Origin of the sequence: Rhodococcus oxybenzonivorans (assembly GCF_003130705.1) — a bacterium.
In the GTDB taxonomy this organism is placed as follows: domain Bacteria; phylum Actinomycetota; class Actinomycetes; order Mycobacteriales; family Mycobacteriaceae; genus Rhodococcus_F; species Rhodococcus_F oxybenzonivorans.
The window spans coordinates 836,016-859,332 of sequence record NZ_CP021355.1 but is presented as its reverse complement, the minus strand read 5'-3'; the positions used below and the strand labels follow the sequence as shown (position 1 = coordinate 859,332).

Here is a 23,317-nt window from a genome sequence, read left to right as displayed (position 1 = left end):
ATGAAGAAACTGCTTGACGGAGGAACCTTCTTCGAGGGCCCGCGGTGGCACGAGGGAGCCTGGTACACCTCCGACCTCTACACCCACCGGGTGCTGCGGGTGGACACCGATGGCACCACCACTGAGATGGGCTATGCCCCCAATCAGCCCTCCGGTATCGGTTGGCTGCCCGACGGCACCATGCTCGTGGTCTCGATGAAGGACTCGCGTGTGCTGCGCCGCGATCGCGACGGTACCCTCCAACTGCACGGTGACCTCGCGCCGCACACAGTCGGCTACGCCAACGACATGGTCGTCGATCAACGCGGACGCGCCTTCGTCGGAACATTCGGGTTCGACCTGTTCGGAGGTGGCACCCCCGCCCCCGGCGCAGTCTCCCGGGTCGATCCCGACGGCACGGTCACCGTCGTCGCCGAAGACCTGCGCTTTCCCAACGGGATGGTCGTCACCCCCGACGGTAAGACACTGATCGTCGCCGAGACCTTCGGCGCCCGGTTCACCGCATTCACCATCGGTGAGGACGGTGCGCTGCACGATCGGCGTGTGTGGGGACAGGTCGGCAAGGAACCGTCGTACGAGTCGATCGAAACCATCGTGCAGACCGACTTCGCACCCGACGGGTGCGCTCTCGACGCCGAGGGACATATCTGGGTCGCGGACGCACTGTATGGCCGGGCAGTACGCGTGGCACCCGGGGGGGCGATCGTCGACGAGGTGAAGGCCCCCAACGGTTTGGGGCTGTACTCCTGCACGCTCGGCGGACCCGACGGCCGCACCTTGCTGGTGTGCACTGCACCCAGCTTCGCGGAGGAGGAACGCAAAGCCGCCAAGGAATCCGAGCTATACACCCACACGGTGGACGTCCCCCGGGCCGACGGCCGACCCTGAGACGACACGAGCGTTGCCGTACCACCGTCGCATCCCCCAACCTGTTGCGGGATGCGGCGGGTCGCTCACCCGTCGCACACCTTGTCAAGACTCTCTCGTACACCGCTCCCGGTCGATGGCGAGAAGACCCGCTACCAGTGGCCCACCCGGGCGAAGACGCACGAGCGTTGAAATGAGAATATGATGCTCACCAATATTTTTCCGAACCACCCGAGCCCGTGGGAGACTCCCGAACAGCACGAATTCCGTTTGCACACACGTGAATTCGTGGCCCGCGAGGTAACAGACAACCAGACTCGCTGGGCACAGCAACATCAGATCGACCGCGAGGTATGGAAGAAGCTCGGCGATGCCGGCCTGCTCTGTCCCTCCATCCCCGAGGAATTCGGTGGACTCGGCGGGAACTTCGGGCATGAGGCGATCGTGCAGCAGGAACTCGTGTTCGGACTCGACACCTCGATCGCACACTCGGTCCACTCGGCGATCGTCGCGCACTACATCCTCGCCTACGGGAGCGACGAACAAAAATGCCGATGGCTGCCACAAATGGCGTCGGGTGACCTCATCGGAGCGATCGCGATGACCGAGCCCACCACAGGCTCGGACCTGCAAGGAATCAAAACCACTGCACGCCGCGACGGAGCCGATTACGTCATCAACGGCTCGAAGACCTTCATCACCAACGGCTCGCACTGTGATTTGTTGATCATCGTCGCAAAGACAGACCCCGGCCAGGGCGCAAAAGGTATCTCGCTCATAGTCGCCGAAACAGCCAACCTGCCCGGATTCGAGCGCGGTCGCGTCCTCGAGAAGATCGGCGGTAACGGACAGGACACGCGTGAACTCGCATTCGTCGACATGCATGTCCCTGCCGGGAACCTGCTGGGGGACCGCGAGGGTGCCGGGTTCTCTCAACTGATGAATCAACTGGGTCAAGAACGCTTGATCATCGGCGTAATGGCCGCCGCAGCAGCGCAAACAGCCGTTGCACTGGCCACCGACTATGCCCGCGAACGGAAAGCTTTCGGCAAACCGATCATCGAATTCCAGAACACTCGATTCGTTCTAGCAGAATGCAAAACCGACGCATTCGTAGGAAAAACCTTCATCGACTACTGTATCGACGATCACATCAAGCGCGGCCTCGATTCAGCCACCGCTTCAATGGCCAAGCTGTGGTGCTCGGAGAAACAGGTCGAAGTAATTGACCGCTGCCTGCAAATATTCGGTGGATACGGATTCGTCATGGAATACCCCATCGCCCAACTCTACGCTGCGGCGCGGGTGCAGAAAATCTACGGCGGCACCAACGAGATCATGAAAGAACTCATCGGACGCTCCCTCTGACATCGCCTGCCTCCGCCGGCGGACCGACGACGAGAATCAAGAAGTACATGGATCGACGACGCAAGCCATAACAAAACCCAGAGGAACTCGCCCCTGGCCGTTCTCACAACCACGCATCGACACAGAAGGAAAGAAAATGAGCAATCATATCTACCGCTCCATCGAAATCGTCGGCTCGTCACCCGACAACGCCGACGCAGCCCTACGGAACGCCATCGCCCGCGCTCACGAAACGGTGCGCAACCTGGAATGGTTCGAGGTGATCGGCACGCGAGGACACATAGAGAACGGCGCCGTCGCGCACTTCCAAGTATCGCTAAAAGTCGGTTTCCGGGTCGAGGCCGGCGACAACATTTAAATTCCCGTACGCAAGCGATGTGTTACGACCAGAATTAAGGTAACTCTGGTGGCAACGCGTCGATTAAAGGCCATCCTGATAGAAACGGTGATTCCAGTGGTAAATGCCGATAGCGCGATCGATCCACGCCACTTCCGGAACGTCCTGGGCAATTTCCCCACCGGAGTTGTCGCGATCACTTCGACAGACGAGTGCGACAAACCGGTCGGCATGGCAGTGGGGTCGTTCACATCGGTCTCCCTGGATCCCCCCTTGGTGGCATTCTTCCCCGATAAAGTGTCGACCACCTTCCCCACGATCGAACGCTCCGGACGCTTCTGCGTGAGCATCCTCAACGCACAACAACAAGATGTGTGTCGGCGACTCTCCCTGAAGGGAGTCGACAAGTTCGCGAACATCTCCTGGACACCCGCAGGCAGCGGGGCACCACGGATCGATGGCGCGATCGGGTGGATCGATTGCGATATCGACACTGTCCACGACGCCGGGGACCACTACATAGTCGTCGGACGCGTCAGAGACCTGCAGGTCGAGACGGATCACTCCCCGCTGATCTTCTTCCAAGGCGGGTACGGGCGATTCGCCTCGACATCGTTGACGGCGCCGGCGGAGGCAGACCTCTTTCAACAATTGCGCTATGTGGACCGAATTCGTGACGAGATGAGCACCCTCGCCAACGAGTTCGAGGGCGAGTGCTGCGCTTCCACCGCGATCGGTGACCAACTGGTGCTGATCGGAAGTAGTGTGGCCGACCGGCTCCGGACAGCCCCCCACACCCGACTTGGCCAGCGCATGCCGTTCTTGCCGCCGCTGGCTGTCCCATTGATCGCCTGGGAGGACTCTTCGAAGGTTACAAGATGGATGTCCTCATCGCGTGAGGTCCTGGACCAGGACGCGCTGGCAGCGGCCGTCGATCGGGTACGCGACCGCGGATGGTCCCTGGTGCTCGAAAGCGACCAGCAACGGCGCTTCGAACGCGCTGTCGCGGCACTACCGCTGCGGGACGCGAGCCGAGAGCAGACCCTCGAGCTGACTGCGGCAACTAAATCCCTCATCCTCGACGACTACGAACCCGCCCTTATTCATCCGGACCGCAAATACGACGTCAGAGTGATGAGCGTTCCGGTATTCGACGACCGTGGCTCAGCGGTGCTGTTGTTGAGCTTGTACAAACTGGGTCGACCGCTATCGGGAGCCGAGATCAACGATTGCTGCGCCCGGCTCGTCACCGTTGCCGCAGCAGCGACGGCCGCGATCGGCGGAGCACCTCCTCCATGAGGAACTCGCTTGTGCACCGGTCCTATGCACCTGGGTGCCTGAACGCGGTGCATGACACATCGGCCTCACCGGATCGGAATCGTGGCCCCGTTTCGGTGGCTTGATTCGTGGGCTTGTGACGCCTGTCCTCCATACCCTCTTAATTAGAAGGAAAGTAACAATGTCTGAGGAGCACGAACTCGACCTCGTGGTGACGAGCCATCGACAGATCGCCGACCAGGTGGCGCAGCTGGTCTTGCAGCGACCGGACGGCGGTGAGCTGCCGAAGTGGACGCCCGGGGCACACCTCGATCTGATCATGGAGCCGGGACTGGTGCGACAGTATTCACTCTGCGGTGAACCGACCGACCTGACGCGGTACAAGATCGCCGTACTTCGCGAGCCGAAGAGCCGCGGTGGTTCCCGATACGTGCATGACCACCTGAGTGATGGGGCAGTCGTGCATATGCGAGGACCCCGCAACCACTTCGAGTTGGATCCGTCCCCCCGCTACCTGTTCATCGGCGGCGGCATCGGGGTTACCCCCCTCGTACCGATGGTTGCTCAGGCGGTTGCCGACGGCGCCGACGTGCGTATCGAATACGGTGGACGCAGCCGGGGATCGATGGCCTACCTGCACGAGCTCGAGTCCGAATACCCTGACCGCCTGACAGTTCATCCGCAGGACGAGGTCGGAATGATCGACCTCGACTCCGTGCTGAAGGTTCCGCAGCCGGACACACTCATCTACTGCTGCGGGCCGGAAGCACTCCTGCAGGCGGTCGAAGAGCGCTGCTCAGCCTGGCCGGACGGAGCCCTGCACCTCGAGCGCTTCGCTCCCAAAGAGCTCGGCGACCCGATCCGCACCGAATCCTTCGACGTCGTACTCGAGCGGACGGGTAAAACGGTGACCGTCCCACCGGACAAGTCAGTGCTCGAGATGCTCGACGAGGCCGGCGTATTCACGGTGTCCTCATGCCAGGAGGGCACGTGCGGCACTTGTGAGGCGGTGGTCCTCGAAGGCGAGGTCGACCACCGCGACAGTCTGCTCAGTCCAGCCGAACAGGCAGCGAATGACGTTATGTACCCATGTGTCTCACGCGCAAAGAGCGCCAGACTGATCCTCGACCTTTAGCGCTGTGCTCGTGTACCGGGTCGAATCGGGATGAGCTGAGAAGGCGAGGCGGATATGGGCACGATCACGATCCGCCTCTGCCATCCCGGCTGCGATCACAGATCTTCATGACACCGTCTCATCGATCGCGACAACTTCACCTGCAGTCGAGCATGCTAGTCACCTCCGGAAACTTCGTAACGTCCCAATCCCGGACCCGGGCGGTCGCGGTGGCCGGAACGCCGGTTGGTCCCCCAATGGCCGCATCAGTTCGCTGATCCCGCTGACGGCTCTGTCCCCCTCCAAGAAAGGAATACCTGTGCTAACCAAAGAAGACCGCGCACTAGTCTGTACCGCCCTGGCGTGGGCGCCATACGGAGGAGCGACAGACGAGGATCTTTTCGTCAATTTCGGCCTGTCTACCGACGAGTTCTACAATCGGGTACGCGCTGCCCTCGACCGTGACCGCAATGGCCACCATCTCAGCGCAGCCGATCATCGAACCCTCGCTGCGACGTGTCGACTGCACGTCGAGGGCGCTTTCGGACGCCGGAGCGAATCCACCTCCCTGCGCTAAGGTCGTCGCCCGATGTGACATGCCAATCTCGGATTGTCGGGCCGATCTCGCCGGCCGCGGTCGATAGCGCGCCCCGTTCGGCATCGCACCGGCGCGATTACCCCGAAGAGATGGCCGTCCCGCTTCTCCGGGGCGCACTACATCTCGCTACCTGTACTGGTTCCCCGCCTCTCCGAGGCATTCACGGCTGCCCGGGAAGCAACCGAACGAACAGCGCGTCAGCGTCTGCCAGCAACTCCTCACCATCGAGGAGTCCGCCGGTAATCCACGTCTTACGGCCCTCCATCCGGTCGATCGACACCTCCGCCCTCAGCGGTCGATAGAGTGGCGTGACCTTTCCGTAGTTCACATTTAAAAATGCTGTGCGCGACACACCCTGCCCGTTGTTGCGCGTAAATTTTCCCATCAAGTCGTCGAATAGCAGCGGAATAATGCCGCCGTGGACGGCGGCGTTCCCGCCCAAGTGCGCATCGGTGAACTCGACACCGACGGCCATGTAGCGTTCGCTCAGCTCCTCAACAGCAAACGGGATCAGCACCGGACTCCCTCTGCCCTCCATCTCGTTTCGCTGCGAGTAGCGCTCCTGTTCGGGCACCCGAAACTCCGCCAATCGTTCCGTCGCAGAACGAAGCTCGCGGCGCAATTGTCCCATCAGGCCAATGGGCGGCGCCGCTGCGGACAGGGCAGCCTGCAGCTCGCGGAAGGTCGCCAAGAGCTCACCGAACTCGTGATCTCCTCGGTGGTCTTCGGTCGGAGTAGGCCCCGCCAGGTCGCCAGGTCGCTGCGGCGCCGTAGGTGTCGGTTGATCGCTCGCTGCTGTTAATTTCGGCAAGGACGCTCCTTTGTTCACATCCCATGCTCAATGACGGGTGAACTATTGGGTGGCAATATTGGGCAGTGAGCGCGAAATGCCGGAGTTCCGAACAGGATTCGAAGAGGATCTATCGGCTCGAACCTCTATCGCCGACCGCGTCATCATGGTACCGTCGAACTCGATATACAGTCAACCCTGACCGGATGCGACATGGAGTCTGGGGTCGCAGTCGGTCGCGGATGTAACCGGCACAGCGCATTCGACGTCATCGCCGGCCACGTTTAACGCGCCGTGACGAAACTGCGAAACAGCATTGGTGCGACTGCCACCGAGAGATTGTCGCGAACCCAGTCAACGATTTGTACCTTGCAAAAAGCGGGGCGCACTGCCTACTTCAACACTGCCAGTCGAACAAAGTGCACCTACGAACTGAAGGAACAATCGAATGAGCACTGATATCGAGATCACCGCGGGTGGTCGTCGTATTCCGCCGCTGCTCGGCGTGATCTGTCCAGCGGCATTGTGGCTGGGTCTGCTGGGGCCAGCCGGGGCGTACGTCCCGGCGCAAGCGTCGACGAACTCCCCGGCGATGGATCTGACCTTCGCCGGATTGGCGGCTGCGAGCGTCGGAAGTCCGTCCTTCCTCCAAGCGGCGTATTTCAGCTGGCTCGGCTGGGTCTTCGCGACGGCGTCCACCGTTCTCGCGATCGCCACCGTGCGCACCTGTACGCGGGTCCTCAGCGGCATTTGCGTTTTGGCCGGAGTCTTCCAAGCGGTTGTCACCGTGTTCGCGATGAAAGGGCCACTTTCGTGGTCGGTGCTCATGTCAGGAATCGGTAACACCCGACTCGGCGCCGCTTTGGTATTCCTCGGGTTCATCGCCTTGATTGCCATCGGCTTCCTCGGCCTGGGCGCTGCTGCGTCGGCCTGCGAGTCACAAGCGCCGGTGACGACCAGTGTGTGATCGCCCCAACGTCACATCCGCCATCACGCTGAGCGCTCACGCGACCAACTTGCGCCATCGCAATCAATCGGGACAGGTTGGTCGCGTGACGCTCAGAGGTGGCGGGTACGTACGGGTAGAAGGCCATCGGCCTTCCGGACTCAGAGGGTGACAATGCCCGAGTAAAACATTGACCAAGCCGTTCCTCCTGACGTGTCGGGGCGAAACCGAACGCCTCGATCGCGAGGCAACCATCTCCCGGGCGATAATGCGACTACCCGGCGTAAAACGAATGAGGTGTATTTCATGGCCAAGCCCGTGCTTCTCGTGCACGGTGCCTTCACCGGATCATGGGTGTGGGACACAGTGATTGCCGAACTGGAACTGCGCGGCATAAGGACGAAGACCGTGGACCTTCCGAGCCAAGGTGCGGACGGAACGCTCGAACGAGATCGGGGACGGCCTTGTCGATCGCGGTGAGGAACTTCTTGAACTCCACGGCCCGGTGACGTCGATAAAGCTCGGAGATCACCGTGCCGTCGGCGATGTTGAACGCCGCGACTCCCCCAAGGACTACGTCCAGGGAGGTACCCCCAGGCTGGTGACGCCGCTGCGGGCGTAGTCGTGACTGCCTGTGCTGATCACTATGCAGACCAAGGCCACCCGCGCGGCCGCCTCCGACTCCTACGTCAAGCAGACCCTGCGCGAGGTCGGTATCCAACCCAGAATCCTGCGCTCCACCCGGCTGGTCGACCTCGTCGGCACGGTCGACGCGAAACTCGTCGCCGCCGCTTACGGCATGACCAACGAGGCCGTCATCGCCTACCTCTCCGACCACGTCGACTTCGCCCGGCTGCCGAACCCGTGACAGTTCAGGCGCCACCTCGCACACGTTCGCGCGAACGTGTGCGCTTTCGCGAAGTTCTGGCTCGCCGTCCTCACCGAGCTCAAGAATCGAGGTGTCGCCGATGTGTGCATTGTGGTGTGTGACGGACTGAAGGGCCTGCCGGACGCGATCACCGCGGTGTGGGATCGAACGATTGTCCAGACATGTGTGATTCATCTGCTCCGCAACACGTTTCGGTACGCGTCCCGCAGATACTGGGACGAGATGTCACGGGATCTGCGACCGATTTATACCGCTGCCAACGAGGCTGCCGCACGGGAGCAGTTCGACGAGTTCACCGGCAAGTGGGCTCGCGGTATCCGGCGATCATCCGGCTCTGGCAGAACGCCTGGACGGAATTCATTCCCTTCCTCGACTATGGAGCCCGTCGCAGAATGCGTGTCGTCGGGACTGATCGTGACGCTCGTCTGGGAAAATTGGGTATGGCCAAGGGATATCGTCCGGTGTTGCGCGATCAGGTGTTCCTTTTGCCTCCGGATATGCGGGAATGGCTTCCTGCGGATCATCTTGTCTGGTTTCTGTTGGAGACGATCGACGTGCTCGATACCCACGAGTTCGACCGGCGTCGTCGCCGTGGTGGGGTGGGCGCGGCCGGTTACGACCCGCGGATGCTGCTGGGACTTCTGATTTATGCCTACTGCAGAGGGATTCGATCCTCGCGGCAGATTGAACGGTTGTGCTCGACCGATGTCGCGTTCCGGGTGCTGTGCGCGCAAGACGTCCCCGACCATTGCACGATCGCCCGGTTCCGCGCCGAATGCCAGGACGCGTTCACCGGGTTGTTCACGCAGGTACTGATGATCGCCGGCCACGCCGGTCTAGGGCACTTCGGAACGGTCGCAATCGATGGCACCAAGATCGCCGCGAACGCATCGATCGACGCCAACCGCGGGCATGAGTGGCTGAGCGAGCAGGTCACTCACATGGTTGCCGAAGCCGAACAGACCGACGCCACCGAGAACATCCGCGCTGCACAGCGTGCACATGATGACGATGATCGGGTTCCTGCCCGGCTGATGGACCAGAGCAGTCGTGCACGGCGAATCCGTCAAGCGGCCGACGAGGTGGCCGCACAATTGAAACGCCAGCGCAACAACGAAGATGACCGCGATGCAGCGGCACGGGCACGGTTGGCGAAATCTCAAGCGGGTGAACCTGTGGTCGGTCGTATCCCTGACGGACCGCACCGGCTCGCGGAAGCACGCGCCCACCTGGCACGTGAAACCGCTACTCACCAGTCGAAACTCGAACGGCGTGCCGCACTGATCGCCGCGGGGAAGAAACCGATGGGCGCCCCACCTGTTCCATTGGAACAGCACTCACGAATCATCCGCGCCCGACGAGTCGTCGAAGCCGCACTGGCAGCCGAACACACAGCCGCCACGAAGCCGGCCAAGCGTGTATTGCCGAAGACGGTGGCCAACACCACCGATCCACAATCACGGTTAATGCCGACCAGGCGCGGATTCCTCCAGGGCTACAACGCTCAACTCGCCGTCACCAGCGATCAAATCATCGCGGCCGTACAGATTGGTCAGAGTCCCAATGACATTGCATCCCTTGTACCGATGATGGAGGCAAGTGGGCGCGCCGCCGCGATGCTGCACACCGATACCGGCAGATCCGAACACATCATCGGTGTCGTCCTCGCTGACGCCGGGTACTGCAGTGACAGCAACCTTTCTGCGCCCGGACCAGAGCGGTTAATCGCGCTGAACAAGACACGCGACCACGCGAAAGCGGTCATAGAACAGCCCGTGACAGGACCACCTCCGGAAGGCGCGAGCCCGAGACAGGCGATGTCGCACCGGCTACGCACACCAGAAGGATCCCGTCTCTACAAACGCCGCGGGGCCACCGTCGAACCCGGCATCGGCAACCTGAAGAAGGTCCTCGACCGATTCTCCGGCCGTGGTCTAAACAGCGCCCTCGGCGAGCTCAACCTCGCGGCCAGCGCATTCAACCTGATGAAGATCCACCGAGCAACAGCCAGCTGAACGCGCCAGCCGGAACGAGTCGGCCACCTCAGAATCGGCAGCAAACGAGAAAATCGACTCGACTGCTCCACCCGTTCTCTCAACGCGCATTCTGCGACGGGCTCCGTAGTCAAGGAACGGCACGAACTCGCTCCACGCGTTGTCCCACAGCCGGACTATCGCCGGATACCTCGGTCCCCACTTGCCGGCGAACTCGGTGAAACACTCATTGGCCGCGGTCTCGTTGACTGCGGTGTAAATCGGCCGCAGGTCCCGTGACATCTCGTCCCAGTACTGACGGGATACATACCGGAAGGTGTTGCGGAGCAGATAAATCAGGCAGGTCTGCACTACCGTCAGTGGCCACACGGTGGTGATCGCCTCGGGCAGCCCCTTGAGCCCGTCACAGACGGCGATGCACACGTCTGCGACGCCGCGGTTGCGGATTTCCGTCAGCACGGCGAGCCAGAACTTGGCAAAAGCGCACATGTTCGAGCGAACGTGTGCGAGGTGGCGCCTGAACTGTCACGGGTTCGGCAGACGCGCGGTGTCGACGTGATCGGAGAGGTAGGCGATGACGGCCTCGTTGGTCATGCAGTAAACGGCGGCGACGAGTTTCGCATCGACCGTGCCGACGAGGTCAACCAGCCGGGTGGAGCGCAGGATCCTGGGTTGAATACCGACCTCGCGCAGGGTGTGCTTGACGTAGCTGTCGGAGGCTGCCGTTCGGGTGGCCTTGGTCTGCATGGTGATCAGCACACGGGAGTTTCGGCTGCCCAGGTTCCGACGGTACTGCAGGCAGCGTTGCAGCGCGGTCCAGGTCCACGGGTCCAACGGTGTGGGATGCGATCGACGCCCCAGAGTGATGCGGCGCTGGTCGTGGTCGATGTCGTCGTCGGTGAGGTGCTGCAGGTCCCGGGTGGTAGCGCCGTGCAAAAAGGCAGCGAGCCCGACGAACGCCTCGTGCGGGTGCACGTCGGGGTCGGTGCTCCATCGCCGGAACAACTCGCGCTGGCGGTCGCCGGGAAGCGTCGGTCCGCGGAATTGCCATGGCTTGCGGTGCTCGCACCGTGGCGGTCGGATCGATCAGCAGCAACCGACGCCTCATTCCGTAACGGCAGAACTGGCCCAGCCCGGTCAGGTAGAAGGTCCGACGGCCGGGATGTGCGTGCAAGAACGCCTCGACGTCGCCGACATCGACTGTCGCCCAGTCGGTCTTGCCACGGCGTGCGGTCAGGAATCGCGCGAAATCCCGCACCGCAGTGAGGCGGGCCTCGAGCGTGGCGTGCCCGCGCCGGTGGGTGCCGGCGCGGCGGGCGCGTTCGCGGCCGGCGACAAGGTGCGCGGCGAACCCGGTCACCGCCGGTCGCAGCGGTGCGGGCACGGCGTCGATGCGGGACTGGCGGCGGGCGGCGGCGCGGCGTTCGTCGCGGTCGGGCGGCAGTGCCAGTTTGCTCGCGGTGAGGAAATCCTCCAGCGCCCGCGCGAGCGGCACGTCGGCGGCGACAGCGTCCAGTAGTACCTGCGGATACACCGGAGCATCGTCGATCAGGTGTTTGCCGAGGCAGGTGAGCATGGCGCACGCGCGGCTGGGATGATGGCGGCCGACCAGGTAGGCGGCGAATCCGCCCAGCCAGCTGGGCGGATCAACCAGTGCTTCAGCGATATTGGCGGCGCGGACGGTGATCCTGTGCGGCGAGCGTTCCCAACAGGGTCGGCACCGCCCGGCGCCGGTCAGTCGGGTGACCCGGCCGCAGTCGACGCAGGTCGTGTCCGGATTCGGTGGCCGGCCCGGACGCGAACACGAACCGCAGCAGCCGGTGCCGGATCGCAAGTCCCGGCGTTTGCCGCAGCGCGGGCACTCGGCTCGATCGGCGTCTCGCCGTTGCCGTCGGAGACACTCCTTGCACAGGTCTCGGGCGACGAACAACACCGGGGCCTGGCACTGTCGGCAGGTGCGCGAGCAGCGCACGCAACGACCGGTGCCCGGCTGCAGCACCCGGTCGGCACCGCAGCCCGGGCAGCGGTGTTTGACCGGGGCGTGCGAAGCCGCCCAGTGGCAGCGTGCACACAGGTCACGGTCGGATTTGCCGACACCGCGGCCGCAGCGGCAGCAGTCCCGGATCCGGCGGGTCATGCTCAGATCGGCGGCATCGACCGGCCCCGCCGCGACGCCCGTGTGTCGTTCGCCGCGACCTTGGTCGGGTTCGACGAGATCGGTTGTGCGACTGGGGTAGTATCGATGTCGAACAGGTCGTTCGGTGTGCAGTCCAAGGCGGTGCACAACGCGATCAGGGTGGACAGCTTGAGCTGGCTGGGCTGTTTGGTGAACAACGCCGACACCGACGCCGAGGACAGCTCCAATCCGGCCTTCTCCGCGAGCAGCCGTTGCAGCTGGGCGCCGGTCCAGACCTCGCGGTGGGCGGCGGCCATCCGAAGTTTCCACCTGATCTGCATGCTCACTCCTGTCCGGTCAACTCGGTCAGCGTCGCCGAGATCGCGCGTTGGTAGGCGTCTTCGATGAACGTTTCCGACGGGCGCACGTACCGCATGGTCGACCCGACCGTCCAGTGGCCTAGAAGTTGTTGGATGGCAACCAGATCCACGCCGCGCTCGTAGTTGTGGGTGGCACAGGCACGACGCATACCGTGCGGGCTGAACCACTCCGCTTCGGGCCGACCCTCCACGTCCATCAGGTGCCGCAACCGGTTACGGATCGTGGCCGCGGCCATCCGGCCGCCGGACTCGTCACACAGCAGCACCGAGCTGTCCGGGAACCGGCCACGGACGTCATCGAGATACCAGCGCAACACCAGATCCAGCCCGTCCAACATCGGCACCCCCCGTGGCCGGGGCCCGGATCCCTTGGCGCCCTTCCCGAACCGCACATGCAGCTTGCCGAATGCGCCTCGCCCGAAGTGCACGTCGCCGCGGTCGAGCATCACGACCTCTTCGGCGCGCACTCCGGCGTGATACAGCGTGCGGAACAACGCGTAGTCCCGCGCGGCCGGGCCATACTTGCGCGCGGTCGCGATCCGCGCCTTGAGGAACTCGAAGAATGCCGCCACCCGCTCCGGTGTCGGCGGCGTGTTCGCGGTTGGCGAGTCGTCGCCGACGTGGCGGGCGGCGTTGAACTCGTCCAGCGGACAGGCCAGCCGCACCCCGAACGCTGCCTCGATCTCCGCCGCTTTGCGAACCTCGAGGAACCGGTGAAAGCCCTTGAACACCTGCACATAGTTCCGCCGAGTCGACACCGATCGACCCGAGCTGGCCAGCTCGCCCACCACCCTATCGACGTCGGCGGCGGTCACCTCCCACACCGGCCGACCCAGCGCCGCCAGCATCCGCTCCAGCACGCCGACGTCGTTGGCGATCGTCGATTCCGCGAATCCACGCGCGGTCCACGACGCGACGAACGCCTCCACACATTCGGCCTGGAAACACTGCGGATCTCGCGTCGCCACGCCCGGTGCGACGTCGCCCGAGATCACCCGCAGTCGCTCGTCACCCACCGCACGCCTTCCTCGCACCTAGCGTTTCGCGGTAACACCTTAACTTGATCTTTAACCTGGGCAGGCGGCCCCGACGGGTTTTCTAGCTTTGGTTTCGGCGCGTTTGCCCACGTGGTGATGCGGTGCGCGGTGGGTGTTTTTCGATCCGGGTGGGCGTCCGGGTCCGGGTCGACTGGGTTTCGGTGCACTGGCCGGAACAGGCATCGTCGCGCGGGTGCGCGAAAACCCTCGACGAACCTGTGCCGGCGTCAATCGTGTTGGTGGGACGGGTCGTTCCCACGGGCGGCGTAGGTCCTCGGCCAGAGGACGGGCGAGCCGGAGTTGGGCGTAGGCCACCAGCACGATCCAGGTCCAGCGGTCGGCCGCCTCGGGACTGCGGAGCTTCGGGGCGGTCCACCCCAACGTCTGCTTGAAGAAACGGAAGGTGTGTTCGAGGTCGAAGCGCCGCAGAAACATCTGCCACAATCGGTCGATATCGGCGGTTCCCGCACCAGGATGTGAGTACCAGAGCCACACCGGTTTGGGATGCCGGTCCCCGGGCAGGTGATCGACCGTCAGCCGGATCACCGTGCCTTCGACGATCGGTGGCGGTCCCGGGTGGTCCGCCCACGAGCCACGATGGACGAGCCTCGGGTGCAACCGATTCCACGCCGCAGCGGTGGCTGTTCCGTAGCGATCGGTGTCGGTGCTGGTGGTGGTCTCGGGTTCGGGCCAGGTCTGGGGTCGGCGAATTTGAAGTCGGAACCGTGCCGGGGTGGGCGCCCGGTACGGCCCGGTGGCGGCGCCGGGAAGCACAGCACCCGGTCCGAACGCATCCGACCCAGCACCTGCACCGGGAGATCGGCGAGCACGAACGCCAGCCGGGCCAGCTCGTACCCGGCGTCGAACACCAGCAGAATGTCCGGGTCGCCGTCGCGGTGGTGCCCGGCGTCGCGCAACCGCGTGATCACTTCACGCACCTGGGTGGCCGTCACAGCGGTTTCGTCGTCGTCGGGGCGTAGGCGGACCGCGTCGAGCACCGTCGTCCACGAGGTACGGCCGGTCTCGAGGGCGGCGACGAACGAGTACGGCCACCCCGGGATCAGCTGTGCCTGATTCTTCCCGCGGCCGTAGACGTGGCAGAACCCCGCTGCGGACTCGTCGGTGCATCCGGGCGCAACCAGGCACTGATGTCGACGGCCAACACGATCCGGCCGCCGCGATCACGCGGGATTGTCAGCCCGCCGAGGGCGCGGCGCAGCCGAGTGTAATCTATTCGGCCGCAGTTGATTGCGTCGTACAAGGCGCCGTGACCGCGCCGATGCTCGGCGGCCAGTGACAACTCGACCAGGGTGCGAACCGCGGTGCCGGAACACAGCAGCGCATCGGTCAACTCGAACAAAGCATCACCTCGGGCCGGCAGGGACCGGTAGAACTCTTCGCGGAACGACACCAGGTCGACACGCGGATCGGGGACCGATTCTTCCCCGACCGCCCGCCGATCGGGCACACTGATACTCACGGCCACCGCCTGTCTTCGTCTCGAAAGTTCTCTGGAAGGAACTTCAAGATGATCAGGCGGTGGTCGCCTCATGCCGCTGCGACACGCCGAACAACACCAGCACCAACTGCCCCACGCCACGGCAGAGGTTAAACGACAAGCTTAACTCGCGGGCTTATACCTCGAAGATTAACGACACGCCAATCAGTGGGAAAACCTCAGGTAGCAGCACGAAACTACGGAAACGAACCTGTGCTCGTTCCATATCCCTCGCCGCCGTCGCCGGCCCACAATCCGAGGATCTCGCGTTCTCCGGCGGTGGTGACACCGATCGCGACGTAGATGGGCCGGTTGGCGACCTGACCGTCGCGGACCTTGACTGGGGGTGCCCCCGCTTGCGGGGGAGGATGGCGTCGATGAATATCACCGGATACACCGAGTCGAGGGGGCGGACGGACCAGTCGGTCATTTCCGTGAGGCCCTTGTCGGTGATCTTGCTGATCGTCTCTTTCGAGACCGATGCGCCGTATACGTCGTCGAAGTGGGCTGCGATTTCGCCTGTGGTCAGGCCTTTTGCCGAGAGGGACAGAATGATTTCGTCGACGCCGGTCAGGCGTCGCTGCCGTTTCTTGACGATCTGCGGATCGAAGGAGGCGTCGGTGTCTCGCGGGACCTCGATCTCGACCGGGCCGATCTCCGTGAGCACCGTTTTCGCTCGTCGCCCGTTGCGGGAGTTCCCTCCATTTCTCCCCTTGACATGGTGTTTCTCGTATCCGAGGTGTTCATCCATCTCGACGTCGAGCGCGGTTTCGAGGACGTTCGCGGTGAGCTGGTTGAGCAGTCCGTTCGGGCCGACCAACTCCACACCTTCAGCTTTGGCCTGGGCCAACAGTTGTTGGGCCAGCTTCTGGTGGTCAATCTTCGACTGATCCATGGGATCCAGTGTTTCGGTCATCGTCTTGCCTTCTCGCCAAGAGAACTCGGCGTGTCGCCAGATCCAGTTCAACCGTTATCCCGACAGTCCCCGGTTCCGCGGCGAGCCCGGCCACACCCGCCGCTGGCGGTCGCTCAGTCGTCGGCGTAAGCCTGCTTCGGTGCGGTGGAGTCGGCGCGGGCCACGCCGCTCATCTCGCGGGCCACGAAGTTCTCGACGTTGAAGAGGTTGTCCCCGGCGCGGTCGACGATCGTCAGCAGGGTGTGCATGCTGGCGACCTCCTCGACCTGCTCCTTGAGGAACCACTGCATGAACTGCTCGCCGAGGTAGTCGCCGCTGTCGCGGGCGGTGCGCGCGAGTGTCCTGATTTGGTCGGTGACGGCACGTTCCCACTCGAGTGCGATTTCGACGGGCGCGCGGACCGAATCGAACTGGGTGACGACGTCCGGGATGCCCGGCACCGTTACTTCGAGTGTGTTGTCAACGAAGTACTGGATGATCATCATCGCGTGGCCGCGTTCCTCGGCCGCCTGCCGGTAGAAGCGTCCCGCCAGCTGTGAGTACACCGCGACCGCGACGTACTGCTGGGACGCCGCGAACTCGTTGCGGATCTACTCTTGGAGCAGACGGTGGAAGTCGCTGGCGGTGGTCGGCGTCGACGAAGTCATGATCCTCAGTTTACGGGCACTACATCCCCAGCTGGGTCGGCGGGTTCAGATCCGTTGATGTCCAGCGATTGTGGAGGATTCTGCACTGTGAGAGGAAGACGGAGACGGTAGTTTCGAAAGTTGCGGTAGCCGCGGGGGGATTCGTTTGGTGTTCTTCCCCCGTGACTGAAACTGGCGTGTGAGACCCTTGCCAGCCCGATGAGTATCGAGGGTCTCGTCGCCGCGAATGGCGCGAGCGCCGCCGGCACTCTTGTCGTCGCCAGACTCCCTCCCGAAGCCGAAGCCGAAGTCGGAGCCACGCCATGCCACGCCTTCGATGCCATCGAATCGGGTTCCGACATTCATCAACGGTTCACTCGCATTCGCCATCCCGAACCCCACCTCACGCCGCAACCGGGTACCTTTTTCTCAGGCACTCACCACCACCAACGTAAGCACGAGCAAGCTGACTCCTAAGCTCTTCGCTGTCGCGAGCTTGCCCCACATTGGGTAGAGTTCCATACCAGCCAGACCCACCATCCCGTCACCACGGACGATGCGGTTCACTGGAACACAGACACGCACTATCTATAGAAGGGCAACTCTGTGACCAAGTACAAGTCGGAGCCTGTCAAATTCGACGGGGGCGCCGGTACTATCGCCGCAGACCGATGGTCGCCACGCTCAGATGGGCCGACCCGGGGAACCGTGGTCATGTTGCATGGTGGCGGCCAAACCAGGCACTCCTGGGATCGCGCGGCGAAAAACCTGGTCGCCGAGGGATGGGACGTCTACACCCTCGACGCTCGTGGGCATGGCGACAGCGCCTGGGACCAAGACGGTGACTATGCCATCGACGCGTTAGGCCGGGATCTGGAAATGGTGGTCGACCAGATCGGAAAGAGAGCAGGACACCGCGTCCGTCCCGTGCTCTTCGGCGCCTCGATGGGCGGTCTCACCAGTATCCTCACGGAGGGTGGCAACCCCGGATTCGCGCGCGCGCTCGTTCTGGTGGACATCACTCCTAAGGTCGAACCCCAGGGGATCAAACGCATCCGCGACTTCATGCGAAGCGCACCCGACGGTTTCGCCAACCTCGAAGAGGTCGCCGACGCAGTAGCCGCCTATCAGCCCCACCGTCCCCGCCCGAAGAACATCGAAGGCCTGCGGAAGAACGTTCGTGAGCGTGCCGACGGTCGCCTTTACTGGCACTGGGATCCAGCATTCACCCGCCTCGGCGCAAACCTGGACAACCCCCATGGAATTCATCAGCTTGCCTTCTCCGCAGCAAGCCACATCACTGCGCCGACGCTGCTCGTGCACGGCGCCAAGTCCGACATCGTCGGCAACGAAGGCATCCAAGAATTGCTCGACCTGATTCCACAGTCACGTGCCGTCTCCGTTGCCGCCGCCGGACACATGGTTGCCGGTGACGACAATGCGGTGTTCGTGGACGTGGTCGGCGAATTCCTCGGTGCCCTCGCGGACTGCACATCCTGAATTCTCGTAGCCGACGCCGGCGATCCGGACGCCGCGGCAGATTCCCGGTTCGCCACCATGGTGGGCGAGTGACGCACGCCAATGCTCTGTCAAGGATCCATTCTTGAGGGGTTGACGAATGCGATGTCGACGACGCTGCAGGAAATCGGGGGAGGCAGCTTCGTCGTCGTGTACCCCTACCATCAGCCCTCCCTAGACTCAATCGTCGCCGTCAAACTTCTCCGTCTCATCTCGATGCCGAGAACATGACGGCTACTCGGCGAACCACGCGCGATGGGCAGACTCTCCGGACATCGTGCATATCCACGACCTCGGGGCTACCGAGCGGTGCGGCCGTAGTCCTGGTCGTCGAAGACTGGCACTGGCTGGGCACCAGCTTGAAACCGTCGGAGTAATGGAGTAACTGTCGACAGCGGTGACCACCTGACAACTCCCCGTGACGACCAGAAGCCAGGCAACCTGCCGTTGAGCAGATTCCAAGTGTGCGATGAGCTCATCGAATCGATTTCAGATCACTACGATTCACTTCCGAAGAGGCTCAGACGTTTCTGGTGGATCTGGGTTGTGTCCGACCTCGCCGACCGATGACATCGTCGCAAGAGCTCCTCGCGAATAAGCAAGGCCGTCTATCATGCGGCGAGGTAGAACCCGATGATCAGCACGAGGCTGATCAGGATGTAGGCATCGAGCGATCTACGGAGTCCAACCACGCCTCGCAACTCCATGAAGTACAGTCCGACGAGGCGTACCTTCACGTACGCGACCGCCATGATGACAATCGCTACGACCTCGCGCCCCGCCTCGTGACCGAGGAGCCACGAGAACGCCGTCGCGACTACGAGCACGATCCAGACGAGCACCTCGGGCACCTTGAGAGCAAGTATTGGCCGCGATGCAATAAGGATTCTGATTCTGTTCATCGGGCCTGGGACCTCGGGACTTCGAACAAGCTCATTGGACTAGGTACAGCAGCGGGAAGATGACGATCCAGAGCAGATCGACAAGATGCCAGAAGGACGCAGACCCCTCGACGGACGACATGCCCAGCGAGGTGAGTTCGTCGGCGCGCCGGGTCAGCCGCCAGAGGAACGTGAGGACACCCAGGCCTATCACGACATGGACCAGGTGCAGCCCGGTCATGAAGAAGTAAAAGAAGTAGAAGTAGTTGGAGGCGGGCGTGTGATCAGTTTCGAGCTTGTCGTGGTACTCGAACACCTTGACCGAGACAAACACGAAACCGCAGGCCATCGCGGCGAGTACCAGACATGGCGCGAGTTGCCGGTTGCCCGCTCGTGTCGCCCTCACGGCCCCCACGACGAACAGCGAGCTACAGAGTAGCACCAGGGTATTCACGGCCCCGACGTTGATGCTCAGCGTCTGTTGTGAGCTGGCGAAGAGTTCTGGCTCGTCTGTGCGATACGCGAGATAGACGAGGAACAGGAGGGTGAATACGACCAGGTCTCCGAAGATGAACAGCCATAGGCCCGCTTCCGCCGGAAGGCTACGTTCGCGGCGATCTGTTTGCGGCCCGCAGGCAGCGTTGTCCTTCGTGGAGGTCATGTTATGAACAGTCCTGCGGTTTCGCGGACCGCGACCGGCGTGTCTGCGCAGTCGTCAGGAGCAGCGACGTGGGCGGCTATCGCGTGCAGTGTCACCATGATGGTCACGACTAGCCATGCGAAGAACGAGACCAGCGAGAGCCACCACGAGAAGAGGCCGTCCCAAGCAAGTGGTCCGTCCTTGACGAAGACATCGAACCCGGCGGGGCAGTACAGCAAAGCGGTCCAGAAGCAGAAGTAGCCGTACCACCTCGGATAGATCGGATTTGCACGACGATCCGCCAGTACGGCGAAGCCGATGGCAAGGTTCTGTATGAAGATCGCGTAGATGATGCCGGTAAACGGTAGCCACCCCATGTCGTTGAGCATCATGATCGAGTCGTCGGAGCGCTCCGGCCGGTAGGCCGCGACCTGGAAGAAATATAGCGGAGGGAAGAACGCCACGGGGAGCGTGCATCCTATTCCGAGCTGAGTATAGGTCAACGGGGTGTGTGTTCCCTCGATGCGCTTGAGCTGCACGGATATAGCGGCTACAAACGGAACGTAGAGGACTAGGGCGTACATGCTGACGAGCATGCCGGTGCGGATTGAGTTCGCGTTGTCACGGTAGAACGCCGCGACGTCGGCCGCGCTTCGTTGTGGATCCGGCGGCGGGATGTATCGCGCGATCACGCCGAAACCGATGAAGAACAAGAGAGCGAACAGAGCACCGCTCCATACGCAAAGTCGCTGAGACCATCCATTTCTCACGGCGCCTCCTTCGACGGGCACTGCTGACCCCTCTGGCGAATTCTTGTCCGAATTCGACAGTCCGTCAAGTGGACTCGTGTCGCTGCGCGCCAGATTCGATGGGCGCTCGGTCACACCTGTATGCACACCGCAGACCTGCCGATGGCTCGCCCCGTTTACCACGGGCAAGCCTTTTCGCGCGCCGCAGTCTTCGGTCGCTGATCAGTTCCGCATTGATGACGATGATCGTCACCCTCAGGTACCCGGTGGAGAGATGTTTCCACTGCCGACCCAACATTGGCCAGATAGTCGATTGGCGTTGCACGGTTTCGCTAGGCGCTGGCTGTCACACACTCTGGTGTGATTCACCGGCGCGGCTATCGATGATGCTGATGCGGACCCTCGTAGGAATGGTCAACGATTTCCTCTTCTAGATACTCAAAGTCTTCGAGATACTCGACGTTCTTGTTCTGGGAAACTGCTGCCACCTTCTGCCCCTTAGTGTTCCGTAGCGTCAGGTAGTGTCCGACAATTGATCCTGCTACGGCGGGCGCGAAGACTAGCATCAACGTGAAGGCCGCACCAGAGGTCGCCTCGAAGAACAGCGAGTTGCGGCCAACGCCGATGGAGGTTGCCTGACCGACAATCCAGGCCAGTACGCCCGCGAGGACTGCCGCCACCGCCGCCGCCTCAAGCCAAATGATGGTCAGGTCGGCGTTCTGCGCGGACGGAGAATCTCGTCCTTTACAGATCCCGTCGAGAATTCCCCAAACCAGAGCAACTACAACGACTGCACCGATCGCCAGCAGCCGCAGGGCAGAATCCGATGATGGGTGGTTCGTCACTCCCACCCCCATTGCGGCACGGACCATCACATGTACGACCGCCAATACGAGGCCTCGTATCAGCCATCTGCGCCGGGCCGAATTCCTGGCCGTCCCCGCGGGTTGAACCCTGGTGACAGAGGACTTGAACCTTCTCAGCAGCGTGCTCATGGATCGGTTTCTTCCTTTGAGGTTCGGTATTCGAAAAGTTCACGAGACCGGGTTGAAGGCCGATATCAACCAACGTCCGCCCACTTTTTCCAACTCGACGCGCACGGCACTTTGGGAGGCGGACGGTGCCGGGCTGTCGGAAGTGGTCGTGGATTGATTTACCATCACCAGTACTGTCGCACTGGTCGGGTCTACCTGTTCGATCGAGCTACCCACGACATTCGCCTGCGTGGTGACGCTCTTCTCTTTGGCTGCAGGAACAACTACCTGTTCTGTGAATTTCCTGTAGTAGTCGAGAAAATCGCCGGTCAGGAATGTTGAGGCGGACTCGAGTTGGGCCTCTGCGGTGTCGAAGGTGTACGACAGAAGGGCGGTCGAACCGGCTGCGGCCACTTGCTGGACTGTCGTTCTTGCTTCCGACGTCTGCTGATCGTGGCGGTACTGGGCGAAGTAGGTGGTTGCCACAAGCGTCCCGCCCGCGATAACTACGACCGTGAGAATTGCGACAACGCGGAGCCGACCCTTGTCACGAGCGGGTTCGGACGGCTCGACTACGACGACGGTCTTCACGAGACGGTCTGCGAGTGTCTGACGCTTGCCGTCCCACAAAGGTCGGAACCACCCTGTCATCAATACACACGTGTCGATCACGTGGGCCAGTTCGCGAGATAGTGCCCGCCGCCACCCGATGGGCGTTTCCTCTTCTACGTCGACGGTAACGATGCGCGCGGCACTTTTCCCCACCGTCGACCCGGTGCGCCCTTGTTCCCACACCCGGTTCCAGAGAACAAACGAGATGGTGGCCGCAGCGACCAGGCCGGACACGATCAGACACCACAACGGATGATCGAGAACAACATTGATCGCAGCCACCGTCGCGATAACCACCACCGGGGCAATCCAGTCAAGCCCGAATGCACCCGCACGCCGGGCGAATCCGGCGTAGTCCGTATCCGGTGTTGAGGTGTCCGAAGACTCTGTCCGCTCCACAGCGCCGACAACCGTGTCTTCCGGAGCCGAATTTTCCTCGGCCTGGCCGTTCACGCCGCCGCTGGCCTTCATCTGTGTTGTCGTCATCGAACGATCTCGACTTTCGATAGCTTCCATTGGCCGTCTACTTCGGTGACACCGACCCTCATGCGGACCGCTGTTCCCGGTTGTTTCTCATCGGCGTTGGAACCAGCAATCGTGTTGGCCGACACTAATACCGAAGTTGTGCCTCCTTCTCCTCGATCTTCTATCCCCGCCTCTACAACCCGCCCAGACGTGGGCTGCGTCGCATCGGTGAGCGCGGCCATCACCGCGTCTTTGTTCGCGGTAAACTCCTCCTGCCACCGACCCGTGGAACCTGCGAGCACTCGATCGGAGTAGCCAGTTACGTCGTTCTTGTCGATAGTGAGTAGATTGACCACCTGCTCACGTGCGGCCTGCACGATTGCGACATCCTCGTCTGCGCGGGCCTGTTTTGTGTGGTGGTTGATGGCGAGAACGATACTGATCGCGCCCGCCGAAGCCGCCACGAGCGCCGCGGTCACCATCAGTGCCAGGTCGCGTCGTGATCTGCGGTGGACACCTCTGGCGGCCCGCTCTTCCGCCGCGTCTGATGACGCGTTCTCCGTGCCCTCGGCGGCCACTGTCTCAGCGGCCAGCAGCGCCTTCTCCGCCTCCGCGCTCGCTCGCTCCGCAGCGGCGCGGGCGCCTTTGGCTCGCTTCCGTGCCGCCGCTAGGCGGGTCGAACCGGTCACAGAGAAGTTCTGCTCTGCCATGGTGCCTTCCTTAC

General features: G+C 62.6%; 22 protein-coding genes and 4 pseudogenes. 12 read left to right on the top strand and 14 right to left on the bottom strand.

All coding sequences use genetic code 11. From position 1 onward, the window contains the following. The 6 genes from CBI38_RS35070 to CBI38_RS35045 all read left to right on the top strand — a co-directional run bounded on the left by CBI38_RS35070 (position 1) and on the right by CBI38_RS35045 (position 5,541). Positions 1 to 888: an SMP-30/gluconolactonase/LRE family protein gene (locus tag CBI38_RS35070; protein WP_204165028.1), complete on the top strand. Its 888-nt coding sequence runs from the start codon at positions 1 to 3 to the stop codon at positions 886 to 888. A 183-nt stretch (positions 889 to 1,071) separates the two neighbouring features. Then, positions 1,072 to 2,235, top strand: coding sequence for an acyl-CoA dehydrogenase family protein (locus tag CBI38_RS35065; protein ID WP_109336140.1), 1,164 nt, complete (start codon positions 1,072 to 1,074; stop codon positions 2,233 to 2,235). Positions 2,236 to 2,371: 136 nt separating this feature from the next. Beyond that, a complete protein-coding gene (locus CBI38_RS35060; RefSeq protein WP_109335988.1) occupies positions 2,372 to 2,593 on the top strand; it encodes a dodecin in 222 nt (73 codons plus the stop codon). 96 nt (positions 2,594 to 2,689) lie between these two features. Next, a complete protein-coding gene (locus CBI38_RS35055; RefSeq protein WP_162603390.1) occupies positions 2,690 to 3,871 on the top strand; it encodes a flavin reductase in 1,182 nt (393 codons plus the stop codon). A gap of 160 nt (positions 3,872 to 4,031) precedes the next feature. Continuing rightward, complete coding sequence (locus CBI38_RS35050) at positions 4,032 to 4,985, top strand: PDR/VanB family oxidoreductase (protein ID WP_109335986.1); 954 nt, start codon at positions 4,032 to 4,034, stop codon at positions 4,983 to 4,985. 298 nt (positions 4,986 to 5,283) lie between these two features. Continuing rightward, positions 5,284 to 5,541: a hypothetical protein gene (locus tag CBI38_RS35045; protein WP_109335985.1), complete on the top strand. Its 258-nt coding sequence runs from the start codon at positions 5,284 to 5,286 to the stop codon at positions 5,539 to 5,541. Positions 5,542 to 5,722: 181 nt separating this feature from the next. Here the strand turns inward: CBI38_RS35045 and CBI38_RS35040 are convergent, their stop codons facing one another. After that, positions 5,723 to 6,253 carry a PaaI family thioesterase gene (locus CBI38_RS35040; RefSeq protein WP_230990357.1) on the bottom strand — a complete coding sequence of 177 codons (531 nt, stop codon included), beginning with the start codon at positions 6,251 to 6,253 and terminating at the stop codon, positions 5,723 to 5,725. A 547-nt stretch (positions 6,254 to 6,800) separates the two neighbouring features. Here CBI38_RS35040 and CBI38_RS35035 point away from each other — a divergent pair. The 4 genes and pseudogenes from CBI38_RS35035 (at position 6,801) to CBI38_RS35010 (ending at position 10,202) form a co-directional block, all read left to right on the top strand. Further along, positions 6,801 to 7,319, top strand: a complete 519-nt coding sequence (locus tag CBI38_RS35035) for a hypothetical protein (RefSeq protein ID WP_109335984.1) — start codon at positions 6,801 to 6,803, stop codon at positions 7,317 to 7,319. 613 nt (positions 7,320 to 7,932) lie between these two features. Continuing rightward, positions 7,933 to 8,166, top strand: coding sequence for a hypothetical protein (locus CBI38_RS35020; RefSeq protein WP_230990445.1), 234 nt, complete (start codon positions 7,933 to 7,935; stop codon positions 8,164 to 8,166). A 48-nt stretch (positions 8,167 to 8,214) separates the two neighbouring features. Then, positions 8,215 to 8,571 (top strand): annotated as a pseudogene (locus CBI38_RS35015) (transposase); the annotation flags it as partial. Positions 8,572 to 8,579: 8 nt separating this feature from the next. Next, the gene (locus CBI38_RS35010) at positions 8,580 to 10,202 is read left to right on the top strand and encodes a transposase (protein WP_230990440.1); all 1,623 of its coding nucleotides are present in this window, start codon (positions 8,580 to 8,582) and stop codon (positions 10,200 to 10,202) included. A gap of 51 nt (positions 10,203 to 10,253) precedes the next feature. Here CBI38_RS35010 and CBI38_RS35005 read toward each other — a convergent pair. Both CBI38_RS35005 and CBI38_RS39860 read right to left on the bottom strand, forming a co-directional pair. After that, positions 10,254 to 10,658, bottom strand: a pseudogene (locus CBI38_RS35005) (transposase); the annotation flags it as partial. Positions 10,659 to 10,706: 48 nt separating this feature from the next. Then, positions 10,707 to 11,156: a hypothetical protein gene (locus CBI38_RS39860; RefSeq protein WP_230990356.1), complete on the bottom strand. Its 450-nt coding sequence runs from the start codon at positions 11,154 to 11,156 to the stop codon at positions 10,707 to 10,709. Positions 11,157 to 11,343: 187 nt separating this feature from the next. On the opposite strand from CBI38_RS39860, the gene CBI38_RS39855 reads away from it, so the two are divergent. Further along, a complete protein-coding gene (locus CBI38_RS39855) occupies positions 11,344 to 11,700 on the top strand; it encodes a hypothetical protein (protein ID WP_230990355.1) in 357 nt (118 codons plus the stop codon). 620 nt (positions 11,701 to 12,320) lie between these two features. Here the strand turns inward: CBI38_RS39855 and CBI38_RS34995 are convergent. The 5 genes and pseudogenes from CBI38_RS34995 to CBI38_RS34975 all read right to left on the bottom strand — a co-directional run bounded on the left by CBI38_RS34995 (position 12,321) and on the right by CBI38_RS34975 (position 16,718). Continuing rightward, on the bottom strand, positions 12,321 to 12,638 hold the full coding sequence (locus tag CBI38_RS34995) for a helix-turn-helix domain-containing protein (RefSeq protein WP_109335982.1): 318 nt from the start codon (positions 12,636 to 12,638) through the stop codon (positions 12,321 to 12,323). A 2-nt stretch (positions 12,639 to 12,640) separates the two neighbouring features. Then, on the bottom strand, positions 12,641 to 13,693 hold the full coding sequence (locus CBI38_RS34990) for a tyrosine-type recombinase/integrase (protein ID WP_109335981.1): 1,053 nt from the start codon (positions 13,691 to 13,693) through the stop codon (positions 12,641 to 12,643). Positions 13,694 to 13,744: 51 nt separating this feature from the next. Continuing rightward, positions 13,745 to 15,194: pseudogene (locus tag CBI38_RS34985) on the bottom strand (NF041680 family putative transposase). Between the two features lie 245 nt (positions 15,195 to 15,439). Further along, positions 15,440 to 16,128 (bottom strand): annotated as a pseudogene (locus CBI38_RS34980) (IS256 family transposase); the annotation flags it as partial. Between the two features lie 113 nt (positions 16,129 to 16,241). After that, the gene (locus CBI38_RS34975) at positions 16,242 to 16,718 is read right to left on the bottom strand and encodes a ferritin (protein WP_230990439.1); all 477 of its coding nucleotides are present in this window, start codon (positions 16,716 to 16,718) and stop codon (positions 16,242 to 16,244) included. A gap of 642 nt (positions 16,719 to 17,360) precedes the next feature. On the opposite strand from CBI38_RS34975, the gene CBI38_RS34965 reads away from it, so the two are divergent. Continuing rightward, positions 17,361 to 18,254: an alpha/beta fold hydrolase gene (locus tag CBI38_RS34965; protein WP_109335979.1), complete on the top strand. Its 894-nt coding sequence runs from the start codon at positions 17,361 to 17,363 to the stop codon at positions 18,252 to 18,254. Between the two features lie 629 nt (positions 18,255 to 18,883). Here the strand turns inward: CBI38_RS34965 and CBI38_RS34960 are convergent. From CBI38_RS34960 to CBI38_RS34935, 6 genes are all read right to left on the bottom strand, one after another. Then, complete coding sequence (locus tag CBI38_RS34960; RefSeq protein WP_109335978.1) at positions 18,884 to 19,174, bottom strand: cytochrome C oxidase subunit IV family protein; 291 nt, start codon at positions 19,172 to 19,174, stop codon at positions 18,884 to 18,886. Positions 19,175 to 19,205: 31 nt separating this feature from the next. Continuing rightward, positions 19,206 to 19,814, bottom strand: coding sequence for a cytochrome c oxidase subunit 3 (locus tag CBI38_RS34955; RefSeq protein WP_109335977.1), 609 nt, complete (start codon positions 19,812 to 19,814; stop codon positions 19,206 to 19,208). Then, a complete protein-coding gene (locus CBI38_RS34950; protein WP_162603389.1) occupies positions 19,811 to 20,584 on the bottom strand; it encodes a hypothetical protein in 774 nt (257 codons plus the stop codon). The genes CBI38_RS34955 and CBI38_RS34950 overlap by 4 nt, the downstream gene beginning before the upstream one ends. A gap of 335 nt (positions 20,585 to 20,919) precedes the next feature. Continuing rightward, positions 20,920 to 21,537 (bottom strand): B-4DMT family transporter, encoded by a 618-nt coding sequence (locus tag CBI38_RS34945; RefSeq protein ID WP_109335975.1) that lies wholly within the window; start codon positions 21,535 to 21,537, stop codon positions 20,920 to 20,922. A gap of 39 nt (positions 21,538 to 21,576) precedes the next feature. Continuing rightward, positions 21,577 to 22,614, bottom strand: coding sequence for an RDD family protein (locus CBI38_RS34940; protein WP_162603388.1), 1,038 nt, complete (start codon positions 22,612 to 22,614; stop codon positions 21,577 to 21,579). Further along, complete coding sequence (locus CBI38_RS34935; protein WP_109335973.1) at positions 22,611 to 23,303, bottom strand: hypothetical protein; 693 nt, start codon at positions 23,301 to 23,303, stop codon at positions 22,611 to 22,613. The genes CBI38_RS34940 and CBI38_RS34935 overlap by 4 nt, the downstream gene beginning before the upstream one ends. Between the last annotated feature and the right edge of the window lie 14 nt (positions 23,304 to 23,317).